General features: G+C 67.4%; 14 protein-coding genes and 1 pseudogene. 2 read left to right on the top strand and 13 right to left on the bottom strand.

Going from position 1 to position 12,395, the window contains the following annotated elements:
- Positions 1–87 precede the first annotated feature (87 nt).
- The 9 genes from ABCR94_RS00560 to ABCR94_RS00520 form a co-directional block, all read right to left on the bottom strand.
- A complete protein-coding gene (locus ABCR94_RS00560) occupies positions 88–1,731 on the bottom strand; it encodes a ParB/RepB/Spo0J family partition protein (RefSeq protein WP_347116953.1) in 1,644 nt (547 codons plus the stop codon).
- 70 nt (positions 1,732–1,801) lie between these two features.
- Positions 1,802–2,404 (bottom strand): hypothetical protein, encoded by a 603-nt coding sequence (locus ABCR94_RS00555; RefSeq protein ID WP_347116952.1) that lies wholly within the window; start codon positions 2,402–2,404, stop codon positions 1,802–1,804.
- A gap of 73 nt (positions 2,405–2,477) precedes the next feature.
- Positions 2,478–2,870, bottom strand: a complete 393-nt coding sequence (locus tag ABCR94_RS00550; protein ID WP_347116951.1) for a hypothetical protein — start codon at positions 2,868–2,870, stop codon at positions 2,478–2,480.
- 137 nt (positions 2,871–3,007) lie between these two features.
- Positions 3,008–3,889 (bottom strand): N-6 DNA methylase, encoded by an 882-nt coding sequence (locus tag ABCR94_RS00545; protein WP_347116949.1) that lies wholly within the window; start codon positions 3,887–3,889, stop codon positions 3,008–3,010.
- Positions 3,890–4,163: 274 nt separating this feature from the next.
- Complete coding sequence (locus ABCR94_RS00540) at positions 4,164–4,559, bottom strand: hypothetical protein (RefSeq protein ID WP_347116948.1); 396 nt, start codon at positions 4,557–4,559, stop codon at positions 4,164–4,166.
- Between the two features lies 1 nt (position 4,560).
- The gene (locus ABCR94_RS00535; protein WP_347116947.1) at positions 4,561–5,028 is read right to left on the bottom strand and encodes a hypothetical protein; all 468 of its coding nucleotides are present in this window, start codon (positions 5,026–5,028) and stop codon (positions 4,561–4,563) included.
- Positions 5,029–5,050: 22 nt separating this feature from the next.
- Positions 5,051–5,572: a hypothetical protein gene (locus ABCR94_RS00530; RefSeq protein WP_347116946.1), complete on the bottom strand. Its 522-nt coding sequence runs from the start codon at positions 5,570–5,572 to the stop codon at positions 5,051–5,053.
- A 71-nt stretch (positions 5,573–5,643) separates the two neighbouring features.
- On the bottom strand, positions 5,644–6,513 hold the full coding sequence (locus ABCR94_RS00525; RefSeq protein ID WP_347116945.1) for a hypothetical protein: 870 nt from the start codon (positions 6,511–6,513) through the stop codon (positions 5,644–5,646).
- 126 nt (positions 6,514–6,639) lie between these two features.
- Complete coding sequence (locus tag ABCR94_RS00520) at positions 6,640–6,834, bottom strand: hypothetical protein (protein WP_347116944.1); 195 nt, start codon at positions 6,832–6,834, stop codon at positions 6,640–6,642.
- An 18-nt stretch (positions 6,835–6,852) separates the two neighbouring features.
- On the opposite strand from ABCR94_RS00520, the pseudogene ABCR94_RS38995 reads away from it, so the two are divergent.
- A pseudogene (locus ABCR94_RS38995) lies at positions 6,853–7,574 on the top strand (transposase family protein).
- Complete coding sequence (locus ABCR94_RS00505) at positions 7,553–8,224, top strand: SMI1/KNR4 family protein (protein WP_347116942.1); 672 nt, start codon at positions 7,553–7,555, stop codon at positions 8,222–8,224. The pseudogene ABCR94_RS38995 and the gene ABCR94_RS00505 overlap by 22 nt, the downstream one beginning before the upstream one ends.
- A gap of 49 nt (positions 8,225–8,273) precedes the next feature.
- Here the strand turns inward: ABCR94_RS00505 and ABCR94_RS00500 are convergent, their stop codons facing one another.
- From ABCR94_RS00500 to ABCR94_RS00485, 4 genes are all read right to left on the bottom strand, one after another.
- Positions 8,274–10,331: a hypothetical protein gene (locus ABCR94_RS00500; protein ID WP_347116941.1), complete on the bottom strand. Its 2,058-nt coding sequence runs from the start codon at positions 10,329–10,331 to the stop codon at positions 8,274–8,276.
- 489 nt (positions 10,332–10,820) lie between these two features.
- Complete coding sequence (locus ABCR94_RS00495; RefSeq protein ID WP_347116940.1) at positions 10,821–11,282, bottom strand: hypothetical protein; 462 nt, start codon at positions 11,280–11,282, stop codon at positions 10,821–10,823.
- 32 nt (positions 11,283–11,314) lie between these two features.
- Positions 11,315–11,833, bottom strand: a complete 519-nt coding sequence (locus ABCR94_RS00490; RefSeq protein ID WP_347116939.1) for a hypothetical protein — start codon at positions 11,831–11,833, stop codon at positions 11,315–11,317.
- Positions 11,830–12,240 carry a hypothetical protein gene (locus ABCR94_RS00485; RefSeq protein ID WP_347116938.1) on the bottom strand — a complete coding sequence of 137 codons (411 nt, stop codon included), beginning with the start codon at positions 12,238–12,240 and terminating at the stop codon, positions 11,830–11,832. Before ABCR94_RS00485 ends, ABCR94_RS00490 begins: the two co-directional genes overlap by 4 nt.
- Positions 12,241–12,395 lie beyond the last annotated feature (155 nt).

The following is a 12,395-nucleotide window of genomic DNA, read 5'->3' as shown; positions in this document are numbered from 1 at the left end:
GGAGGTGCCCCCTCCATCTGTAACTAAATTCTACTCTCGACAGGAGGGGCGTCAAACCCGTTCATGCAGGTCAGTAGGGGGTGCTTGTCAGGCGGCGACCGGCGAGGCGTCCTTGGCCGCTTGCTTCTCGGCTTCGGCAGCGGCCAGTCCCTCAGCCCTCTTCTTCGCCTGTGCTTCGGCAGTCGCCAGGGTCTCTGCTTCGAAGTCCGAGAGTGCGTACCCCTCGGCTTTCAGGAAGGCCAGCCAAGCAGCGGTGTGGGAGCCGATCTCCCCGCGCCAGGCGCTGTCGCCCATCGCCTGCGACTCGTGTGCGGCACAGACCAGGGCGAGCAGGATCTGCCAGCGGCGGGATGCTGGGGTCTTCGCGATCACCTCGGCGAACGGATCGCTGACCCGGGTCCATTTGTTGCGGTCCTCGTTGGGGTCTGGAACCCGTAGGAAAGCAGCGGTCAGGGTGGTGTCGCCGGTGTCGACGAAGTGCTCGTACAGGTAGCTGGTGCCGGTGATCGTTGACATGACCAGCGTCCACGCTGCGGGCGAGGCATCGCCCTTGCGAGTGCACAGCGTTGCCAGGAATTCGTGCCGCACCAGCCGGGCTGCCCGCCACGCCTTGTTGTTGCGGATGACGGTGCGCCGCGCCTCCTTCTCCTCCTCCTTGTCCTTGTGCTCCCGGGCATCCTTCGGGGCATCGGGGGAGAGCTTGTGGCCGCACTTGGCCCAGTTCTGGCACAGCCACACCGCGACCGGCTCGTCCCGGTCGAGGTAGGCAGCATGACCGGGGCAGTTGCGATGATCCTCGGGGGTGACCGGATCGCCGTCCGCCGTGGCGAGATCGGTGAGTGGGCGGGTGGGGGTCTTCGCCCAGTTCCAGGACCGCTCTACGAGCGGAATGTCGGCCGTGGCCAGTTCCTCGGTGAGCTTCTCGCGGGCTGCCCGATCGGCGAGTTGGTCACGCAACTCCTGCATGGTGTGCGCCCAGTTGCCGCGTTGACCCTTGTCCTGATCGCGCTCCTTGGCGCTGCGGAGCCACCACAGGGCATGGTCGAGGTCCTCGACCTCGTGCAGGTCGGCGAGTTCCACGAAGTCGAAGTCGTAGGCGAGCGCCTCGGAGAGGCTCTTGTCGCTGAGCTTGTCCGCCGTTTCGGCAGCCTTCACCTGCTCCGGAGTCAAGCCCAGGGAGCGGGCGTGCTTGGCCTTGCGCGCCTTGCTGATCTGCATGAGCGACAACTGGCGTACGGCATTGATGTCGTCGCGTACGGAGGCGGCCCTGCGGTGCGTGTTCTCGATGAGGCTGATCGTCAACGCGTCATCGTCGACGCCCTTGAGGTCGGTGCGGATGATCGCCGGGACCAGCCGGTAGGGGCGGCCTGCGGCTATCGCGTTCTCGGCGGCGATGATCGCGGCCTTGAAGCGGCGCTGCCCGAAGATGATGCCGAGCGTCTCGCCGTCGGTCTGCGGGCGCAGGAGCAGCGGGGATTGCACGCCGATCTCGGCGACGGAGGCGATGAGATCCGCATCCGGCTTCGTGGTGTCTTCCTCCTCCTTGTCATCGTCGTCGTCGGTGTTGGAGGGGCGCGGCTTGCGGTGGTTGTAGGGATCGACGACTAGCGTGCGCGGGTCGACCCAGGCGAACGTGCCCGCGAACCCTTCGATACCGACGGATGCTTCAGCGGTGGTCGTGGGCTCGATGTCGGCGCTGGTCAGGGGTGCTTCAGTGTCAATGACGGTCATCGTGGTCTTCCGTGACGCGGGTGTGAGTAGCCGATGGCCGCCCATACCGAGGTGCTGGGGCTGGAACAGGTCAGGCGGTGGCCGTGGCCTTCTTCCGGGGCGTGCGGTTGCCGGGCTTCGCTCCCGTCGTTCGGGTCGTGCTGCTCTTGCGCGTACGTGCCTTCGGCGTGTTCTTCGCCTCAGCCTCGGTCTTGCTGGGGGCCAACTCGACGGGGGCAGAGTTGGTGCTCGGCGGAGGCGTGAGGCGGCGGGTGCGTGAGTCCATCGGGGAGCGGTGGCCATCGAACGCCGGGAGCAGCACGGTGCGGATGGCGGTGAGGATCGACTCCAGCGGAGCCTCGTCGGACGTGAAGGTGACGCCCGTGCTGTAGCGCACGCCCTCCGCCAGGCGGCGAGGGCCCGATGCGGTTGCCTTAGCGGTGCCGGCCGGGGACGCGAGTGCTGTCCCCCCGATGGCGAATGCCTGGACGGCCTGGCCGTTGAACAGGTGGCGGATGCCGATCGCGCGGCGGTCGGCAGCGACGAGGTGGATGGTGGAGTCCTGGCTGGGCTCGAAGTCATCGACGACATTCCAGACCCCGAGTTGGTCGGCCAGACGCTCGGCGAGAAGGTGCAGGTCCATCAGGGAAATTGCGTTCGGCGGCTGCGAATCGGTGGCTCCGGCGCTGGTCATGCGGGTGAGCTCTCTTTCCGAGGGGCGTGTTGGCGGAAGGGCGGGACGTGGAGCAGCCGTCCCGCGCGAGGGTTTAGGGGATGTGGACGATGGCCGGGATGCCGTCGGGGTTGGCCGGGCACAGGTCGCGGATCTCGGCGGCCGCGTCCCTGGGGAGCGCCGTCAGCTCGCCGCTGCGCGTGTATCCGGCGAAGACGACCGGGCCCTGGATCTCGTGGCCGAGGCTTCCGGCCAGGACGTGGACGGCGAGAACGGCGTAAAAGTTGGGCAGTTGGCGTGCGCGATGCTCGGCGGCGAGGGCGACGATCGAGGGGCCGCTCGGCCTCTTGATGTACTCCACGGCTTCTACCGAGTCGAGCAGCGCCCGGCTGATGATCTTGGACTGTTGGTCGAGCGTGGCGCCGATGTCGAGGTCGGTGACCTTGCCGTCGAGGCCGATGCGCAGGGCATGGATGGTGCCGGTCATGAATCGATCCGTTCGTAGAAGTGGAAGGGATTCACTCCCCAACCCATAAGTTAATTCTACTCTCGATGGGAGGGGTGTCAAACTCGTTTGTGCAGCTCAGGTGGGGTGCCTCGGTATCGTGGCCCGGTCGGTCTGCGTCAGGCGGCGACCGGGGCGGCCTGCTCCAGAAGCTGCTGCGCCTGACGTACGGCGCCGATAATGCGCGCCTTGCCGAGCATCTCGTCGCGGTGCTCGAACACGGCGCGCGCGTGCTTCATGGCGTCCTCGATCGCGTTCGGGTTCGCCAGCGAGTCGGCGCAGGCGACCGTCACGCGCTGCCCGAGGTCCCAGATGATCGCGTTCACAGATGCGCAGGCTGCGGCTACCTCGTCGATGTCGCACATCGACCACTGGAACTGGGCCGGGTCGAGGCCCCGCTCGCGCAAGTGCTGCGCCGCCGAGCGCAGCAGACCGCCGCTGCCGGCGGCAGGGTCGTGGATGTGCTCCCCGGCCTGGGGCTGATCCACGTGGAGTCTGACGTCCATGACGCTCTCGGCCGCGAGCATGTTCGCCATGGCATCGGAGACCGACGGCGGTGTGTGGTACTCGCCGAGCCCCTGCTGGGCCCCGACGGAGCGCACGAGCGTCATGACCGGCGACAGCACATCGGTCTGGGCGCGCAGGTACGGGTCCGCGTGCCCAGTGAGGTCGAACAGGCCGTTCTCCAGAGCCGCTTTGGTGACGCCGCGTACGACGTAGGCGCGGTGGTCGTCTATCTCTTCGTCGTTGAGCCACTCGTGCAGAATGCGGGCGCGGTCGATCAAGTCGGGACGGTTGATCCAGTGCATGGACCAGATCTCCCGGAACATCCCGATCAGCTCCGCGTCCTTCTGGCCGAGGATTTGCACCTTCAAGTCCGGGCCACCCTGGTCCTTCTGCCGGATCAGGGCGAGCGCAGCGACGATCCCGATGGGCACCTCGATGCGAGTACCGCCGTGCTGCCTGTGCCACACGCCAGCGACCGCCTCACCGATCCGCATGGCCTGCCCGTGCGGGTCGCGCGCAACTTTCGGCGGCAGCGGCCGCGGTGCCGCCACTGTCGCGGCGGGCGGAGGGCTGGGCGGTGCAACAGGCACTTGGGCTCGTGTGAAGGTCGCGGGTACGGGCTCCGGCTCTTCTTCCAGGCCAACGAACAGGTCGAGTTGCGTCACAGGTTGATCGCTTTCAGTGAAGGGGTGTGGGCATGCGGAGGCCCGCCCCCGCAGGGGCGGGCCGTGATGGGGAGGGCGACCGCTCTAGCCGGTCGGGCGAGGGTCAGCCCTGGTTGATCCAGACGACGCCGTAAGGCGTGTGCCAGGTGTATGACAGTGCGGACTTGTGGACTTCATCGCGCAGGTGTCCGCCGCGCTCTGCGGCAAGCGGCCATCCGCGTTCGGTGATCGCGTCCTGCTGTACGAGCGCCACCCAGGCGACGGCCCGTTCCTTCGAGCGCACGGCGGGCCTGAACGCCACCTCGCCGACGATCATCTCGTGCAAGTGAGTCGGGTCGGTCATCACCGAGGCCATGTCGGCATGGCGGGCCGCCGCGACGGTACGGGCGGCTTGCTCGGTGCGTGCCTGCCAGTGAGGGACCAGGTAGACGTGACTCTCGTTGTCGTTGTCGGGGTGCCACATCGTGATGCGCCACATGCCGCGCATCCAGCCCGCCACGTCAGGCTCCGCTGGGAGTCGGGGCGATGGAGTGCAGCCACTCGGTGAACCCTGCCGGGTCGATGGAGCGCCACTGCTGGATGCAGCGGGCGGCGGCGCGGGCGTGCTCGGCGCGCGCCGCCTCGGTGAACGCCACCTTGACGGGCGCGTGATGGCGGCCGTGCGGCCAGATCATCTGTGCCGAACTGGGCGCGGCGGCAGCGAGGTGCCACGTCAGGTTCATGGCCAGGTGCGCCGGGCTCTGTGACTCGATGGGGTCGCCGTCCATCAGGGCTATGGAGTCGTTGTCGGCGAAGAAGTCCAGTGGTGTGCCGTACGCGGCGTCGTCGGGCATGTTGACCCACACCCGCTGGCCGCGCCGCTCGTGGGGCTCCGTCTCGATGACGGTGCGGTTGAAGGTGAGGCAGGTGCCGTGCTTCTTCGACAGGTACAGGACGCTGACGTGGTCGCCGGGCTGGTAGGTGGGCATCGTGCTTCCCTTCTCGGTGGGGTCAGTTGCGTGCGGAGGTGTACTCGGCCACGGCAGCGGCGCGTGCGGCCGTGGCGGGGCAGGGGGCGAGGAGCCGACCGAGCCCGGCCAGGAGGCGCGCGGAGTCCTCCTGGCGGTAGGCGTCGACGATGGCCTCAATGACGTGGGCTGTCTGGTCCGGGGTGGTGGGGTGATCTGCGCGGCAGTTGCATGAGTCCTTCGCGTAAGCGGCCAGCGCCGCGAGCACCTGCGGGCGCTTGCTCGGCGGGGCGCAGCCGTCGTGCCGCTTGCGGGGGCGGTCCCGGCGCAGGTGGCTGTAGAACCGCTCTCCACTCCAGCCGCATACCAGGCAGTGGACTTGCCACTGCTCGTCACTGCCGGGGTAGCCGCTGCGCGGAGCCCAGCCGAGTTCGTCGATCCGGGCCAGGGCGACAGCGGCGGAGATGAGATTGCGGACGGTGGGGTTGAGGCCCGTGAGGTATTCGCTGAACTCCTCGGCTGAGGAATGGTCGGTGACGGTGGTCGTCTGGGGTTGGCTCGTCATGGCGGTGCTATGTCCTCGTGGTGTTTCGGGGAGCCCGTTCGTTGGCGCCAGGGCCTGCGGCGGGCAGTTGCCTACTGGGCCGCGTAGGCGCGGAGCACGGCGTATGCGGTGGCGACACTGGTTTCCGGGATCGCGAGGGTGAGCGGCGCATCGGGGTCGATGGCGCGTGCGTCGTGGCGGATCTTGAGATCGTCGGTGGGCGTCCGGACGATCGTGAATCGGGGGCCGGACTGAGAGAAGGCGGCGTGCAGTCCCGGTATGGCGTCCAGCACGGTGTGCACTTCGGGGGCAAACCCGAGGGTGGGATCCGTGTCGCCGGGCAGTTGTGCGGGCAGTGCGGGCCGGGCGCAGCGGATGGCCTGGCGGGTGTTGAGTCGGTCGAGGAGCAAGCCGACGTGCACGCCGTCGCGGTGCGGGAAGGTGATGACGATGGTGAGGACGGGGTTGCCGCCGTCGTTGGCGCGCAGGTTGATCTCGGCGTGGTCTGTGCTGCCCTGGGCGATGGCGGGGATTTTCGCGTCGCGCAGCGGCAGGCTGAGCAGCCGCAGGGCTGCGATGGCGTCGAGGCGTCCGTAGTGCGGCAGGACCTTGGTGTGGATGACGCTCGCGAGGGCCGCGCTGTCCTTGGAGTCTGCGCCTCGGCGCGGCATCGACATGGTGTGGGAGATGGCTTCCGGAAGCTTTGCCGGGTTGTGGCTGGTGGTGACGAAGGCGCTGATGCGGAGCGTGTCCGCTTGGGTGTCGAGGCTGACGCGGAAGCCGAGTGGGTGGGTCAGCATCGCGGTGGACAGGAGTCCGGTCACTTCCCATTCCGGGCCGAGGGTGTCGGCTGTGTCGGCGGCGAGGGCGAGCAGGTGCGCGGGGACTTGGCTGGTGGAGTACAGGTGTGTGCTGGTCGGCGCGCTGCTGTCATCGCGGGCAGGGGTGCTGTCGCTGTTCATGGAGTCCTCGGGTGGGGTGTGGATGAGGTGGGCGGATCGGGTTCACCTGCCCACCTCGTATCTTAATTCTACTCTCGAATGGGGGTGGGTCAAATCCGAACCACCAAGTCACAAATGGGCGTTGAGCTATGAGCCGCTGGCGGCAGCGAGTGCCGCAGTCATCTCCTCGGCAGACTTGCGGCCCGACACCTCGTCGTACGGGATGGTGTGTGTCATGTCCTTGTGCGCCGAGTTCTCCTTGGTGGCGACCTTGCCCCACACCTTGAAGCAGTCCTTCTCGGCCTTCTTATCGCGGTGATCGTCCTGGCCGTGCTGCGCCACGACCAGCGGTTGGCCGACATGGCCGTCGGTAACAACTTGTCCGAGTCCACCGTCCGTCGCTGGCGGGACGAGCTGATCGCCCTGCTCGCTGCCCAGGCACCGCGCCTGAACCGCGCACTGAGGGAAGTCACCAAGAAGGGCGGGGAGGTGGTTCTGATCGACGGCACCCTCGTTCCCACCCAGCGCCGCACCGGAAGAGCCGACCGCAAGAACTACTCCGGAAAGCACAGTCATCACGGCCTGCACTTCCTCGCCCTGACCGATGAGAGGGGCCGCCTGATCTGGAGATCCGCCGCCCGGCCCGGCGCACCCACGACAACACCGCCGCCCGCCACCACCATGTCCTGGCTCACCTGCGCGCAGTCGGCCTCGGCGCCCTCGCGGACGTCGGCTTCCGCGGCCTGGACAACGACGTACGCGACCCCGTGATCGTCACGGGCTTCACAGCCACCCGCACCCACGAACTCACCCCCAGCCAGAAGGACGCCAACCGAGTCCTCGCCGTCGGACGTGCACCGGTCGAGCACGGCTTCGCCCACGTGAAGAACTGGCGACCCTCACCAACTCCGCACCGACCCCGCCGGCGCCACCCACCTCCTGCGCGCCCTGCTCGTCCTGACGAACCGCGAAGTCAACCGCTGACGGATACTGGCCGCAACCGGGGTGAGCACGACGATACTCATAGAGGGGCCTTCGAACCCGCTTGTACGGTGGGGGTATGGCAGATCAACGGAACGTAGAAGGGTCGGTCGCGCAGGTCACTGTGGCCTGGGGGCGCGTAGAGAAGTGGCTGCATGCCCACGCCCCGGCGTCCGCCGTACTGCTGCGCCCTGCGGCCGGTGATGCCGATATCGCCGCCGTGGAGGAGACGATCGGTGTGACGTTTCCGCCCGCGCTGCGAGCCTGGTACCGGCTTCACGACGGCATCGACGATCCTGAGGACGGGAAGAGCTGGTGGCCCGCCGGGTTCTTGCCGGGGGGCCAGGGCTGGTATCGACTGGGGCAGCTGCAAAGCGCCTACGTGATGCAGACTCGCGACTGGGAACGCGAACCGGGTCGTATTCCGATCTCCTGTACTCCGGACGACATGTGGCACGGGCTCTACATCGATGCCCGCCCGGATGAACCGTCTTACGGCAATCTTGGCCGGTGGGTGGTCGACCGCGAACCGGATCTCATCCCGGAGTCCACCTCGGGCTGGCCGCTTCAGGCGTGGCTCACCGAGATCGCCGACGCTCTGGAAAAGGGCCGCTGCCTTATCGAACCCGACGGCTGGCGCGACGAGGACAAGTGGCCCGCATTGACCGTGTGCGGAGGGCTGACGTGGGTGGCCCCCGGGGAGGAGCCGCAGTCTCCCGAGGGCCGAATCCTTCTGGACGGTCCTCGTTAACGCCGGGTGGTCCGGCAGGAGCAGTGTCCCTGCCGGACCACCCGGCTCCTTACGGCTTGGGGACCGCGCAGGTCACGGTCGCCTTGGAGGCGTCGCAGTGCCCGAACTGGGGGAAGTTCACCCAGTAGAGGTCCTTGTCGAGCAGCCGGTACTTACCGGAGAATCCGGAGCTGAACGCGCCGCCCATCGAGGTGGAGTTGATCCAACTGGACATGGCGGAGCGGCCGCAGACCTCACTCCACGTCGGGGCCGCCTTGCGCTCGTCGTCGTACAGGTGCCACTCGCCCTGCTTGACGCGGGTGGCGTAGGTCTGCACGCACTTGTCGCCCGAAGAGACCGGGTTCAGGCCACCGATGATGCCGCCGGGCATGCCGCCGGAGTTGTAGCTGGAGGCATAAGCGAACTCGTCGCACGACACCTTGTCGCCCGCGCTGATCTCCGGGACGGGCGTGGCGTCCGGGTTGCCATGCTTGCTGGCCCAGCTTGAGCCATCACTGTTCCTGGGGCAGATCACGTCCCGGTTCTTGTTCGGGTCACGGCCCGGGGCGTTCTTGGACGCGTCCGGGAGGAAAAACATCGGCTTGTTGTGCGCCTTGCTGCCCGGGTGGTTGGGCAGCTTGGACTGGATCAGCCACGCGTGCGCGACCGCGGCCGGCGTCTTGTCGAAGTTCATCACCCACGTCGGGATGTACTTGTGGAACGCGCAGCCCGGTGTCGTGGAGGAAATCTTGTCGCAGCGGATCTGCGCGCCATCGGCCTGCCAGCGCGAGGCGGCCGGGTTCGCCACCGGCGAGTAAGCGGTGATCTTCGTGGACAGGTCGAGCGTGTCGGCATTGTTCGCCGTGCTCCAGGTGTGGTCGATCTTCCCGACCGCCGTGTGCGAGAACGGATCCGCACCCACCCATTCCAGTGCCCCGTCCCACGACTGCGGGCCGTTGGTGCACCGGTCAGGCATCATGCAGTCGAACCGCACGTCCAGCGTCACCGACACGAACTTCGCATCGACCGCCACCGGCACGAGGGTGAGCTGCTGGGTGAACGTTGCCGAGTTCCCCGCCAGTTTTACCTCTTGGCCGACGGCCCACGAGGCGTTCAGGATCTCACCGGTGGGCCTGCCGTCCTTGACGACGATGCCTACGTACTCGAAGGTGAAGCTGCCGATGCAGGCCTCATACCGTTTGATGTGCGAGTTGCCGAAGCCCTCGCACCAGTCGACCAGGTGAGGCAGTGGCGCCCTCGTCCCGTTCGTCCCTTTGGTGAGGGCGGCGCGGGTCTTCTTGCTGTTGTCCGGCACCAGACGTGAACACGGTTGAATGTTCGTCTTCTCATTCACCTCGCCACAGCTCCAGCCGTCTGCCGCGCTGCGGCCGATGGGCGGCTCGGCCGGTGGCACCGGTTTCACATCCGGCTGGGCGATCGCCTGTGGCTGCTGGTGGCCGTCCTGGCTAAGGGGCGGTGTGTCCTTTTTGGGCTCGAGCAGTTTGATGTCGACGGACCGGTTGCGGATCTTGAAGTTGACCCACGGGGACCACTCGGTCTCGTACAGGCCGCTGTCGTCGTAGGCGGAGGTGTGGAGGGCATAGGTGACGCCCGGCTTCAGCCTCCCGTGCTCGACCTTGACTTCTGCCGTCGAGCCGGATGGCACGAACTTGGACACGAGGACGCCGAACTGGCTGTCATCAAGCTTCACTTGAGTCTTCGGCTTGCCGAAAGCGTCAGTCGTGTAGACCTCGAACGTCAGGTTCGCTGTGTCGTTGTCCTTGTCGGTCACGGTGTTGCGCAGGACCGTCTCGGTGGTGTTGACCTGCCACACCCCGCCCACCTGAGTCCAGGTCGGGCCGGCCTGCGGGTTCTTGCCCGACACCGGTCGGTTGCCGGCCAGGACGTTGTTCTCCGGACCTGCTGCCGGGCGGGAGGAGGGAGCGGCGTTGGGATTGGAGGTGGGGGGCAAGTCGGGCTCGGGTGCGGCGGTTGCTATCCCGGATCCCAGGAACAGAGCAGCCGCGACACCCATGGCTATGCGAGCCATGATGCCTTTTCGTCTAGCTAAACTGGACACGTAGTTGTAGCCCTCACTCTTGGTGGTCGGGTTCGTCGCGCCGTCCACCTTCTTAGGCGCTACTGAACTCACGCATCAACGCCATCTATCCGGACATCCCCGCGTGTTCGGCAGAAACCAGATGTGACGCTGCGCACGGTTGTAGAACACTCGGTCACGATCAGGTTGCACTCTTCGCTGCAAGGACGAGACGGTGGGCTTGCCGCACAGCCATCCGCCGGAACCCCGCAGCCAGCGGCTACAACGTTCCGCCTGCGCACACCGCCGACTGAGGACATGAAGTAGTCACGACTTCGGCCGGACAGGGACTGATTGGACACTGACCGACGATCTACCCCGCAGACTGCCGCCCCGACCAGCGCGAGCACCCGAAAGGCCGTCACGCCAGCCCCTTTGACCTGGGACTTCAAGTCGGCGGAGGCTCAGTCCATGCCACGCGACCACTTGAACGGCACGGACCGCCGCCACCCGTAGTCGCGCATCTTGAGGATCTCGGCGCCCCCCCTCGCGGTCCCGTCAACGCGATCCGCGGCTCTATCACGACGCAGCCCCAACCAGCGCAATGCCCCGGCGGCTGCGCTTGCGGATGCTCGCCGCCCCAGCGTGACGCGCACTGGCCCGCTGCGCCGTCACCCGACACTCCCCGCACAGCGCCTCACTCAGCCGTCGATGCCCCGCCACCCCGCTGCTCGTCCCGCACGTCCCCGCCTGGGTCGGCAGCTTCGGCAGCGCAGGCGCCTCCTCGGCTACGGCAACCGCCTTCCCGTTGACCCATATCCGGGCCGCACACACACCGTCGAAGTGGCCGGCCTCCGGCCGCACCCGGTCGTAGCACTGCACCACGAACGGACAAAGGGCCGCGCAGTCCTCCATCAGCGGACCGCAGGCCTGGAGGAGTTGCGTCGGAGCGCGAAGGAGCGAGTCGTCAGGGATGTAGCCATCCAGGCCTGCGCAGGGCGCGAAAGAGGTCCAGGCGGCCGAGGTGGTGGAGTTGATCACGAGGGTGGTGCTTCCTTGCGGTGGAGGGCGGTTCAGAACAGGTAGGGATGCGCGACGGCAGCGGGCAGAATCGCGTCCAGAGCGGCAGCGGCCTGGAGTTGGAGCGTCATGGTGTGGCGCGACCAGCGGCGATAGAACTGCGCGTCCCACACCCCGGGGCCTGCGTACGGCCCAGGGCACGGCACGTACGACGCCTCATGCACCCGAGCCCGCTCGACCACCTCGCGAAGCGCGCCATAGCGCACCGCGGTCAGCCTCTTGCCGGCGAACTCGTAGGCCTCACGCCAGGTGACATATCCGAAGCGCACGCCTCGCGGGCCCTCGATCTCGTAGCGGAACCCGCCCGGCGCCGGCGTCCACACAGTCAGTGCCCCCGCGTCGGGCTCCCCGTCCAAGCGGCGCACAGTGAAGCGGCCCTCGCGCTCCTGGAACTGCTGCTCACCCCACTCGGCACGGGCCAGGCCATCGGCCAGGTCGATGAACTCCAGCAGTTGCGCCGGGGCAAAGAAGTCACGGACCGCCATCTGCAGGTCGTCGTCCGAGAGCCTCATGCGCCTGCCGCCCCTACGGTGTGCGAGCAGGTGGCCAAGTGCTGGGTGATTGCCTCGGCTATCGCGTCGAGCCGTAGATCACCGGGCGACTTGCACAGGTCCTCGGGGATCGTGTCGCGCACGATGCACCGCCACAGTGGGCTGTTGGAGTCCTCCGGGACATGCGAGACGTGCCAGCCCAACAGCCGGCGGCGCCGAAGGGGCAGGGAGTCCTGGCAGGCCACCACCACCAGGGTGCCGTCCGGCGCGTACGCGCACACGGCAAGACCCCCACGGGTCTCGATGTACGGGTGCAGCCCGAGGGATTCGAGTACGGAGTGGACGTTGCTGTAGATGGCGAGCGCATCCAACTCCTCGGGCCCGTAGTCGTCGCGGATGGCGGCAACTGCCGAGGCGGCGTTCAGCATGAGGATCCGATCTGATTCTTTAGATCGCGACCTATCTGCGGTCGCGTCGAGTCTGCCGTGGGCGCTGGCGGAAGGGGCGTGCGGGGCGGCCCCGCCATGACGACGTCACAGGTGAGCGGTCGCTGCGGGTCTCCCTCCTAAGTGCTGCATTGCGT

Origin of the sequence: Streptomyces changchenzhani (genome assembly GCF_039766235.1) — a bacterium.
Lineage (GTDB): Bacteria > Actinomycetota > Actinomycetes > Streptomycetales > Streptomycetaceae > Streptomyces.
Note: the sequence above shows the minus strand (reverse complement) of the source record. Positions and strands in the feature narration are given on the sequence as shown.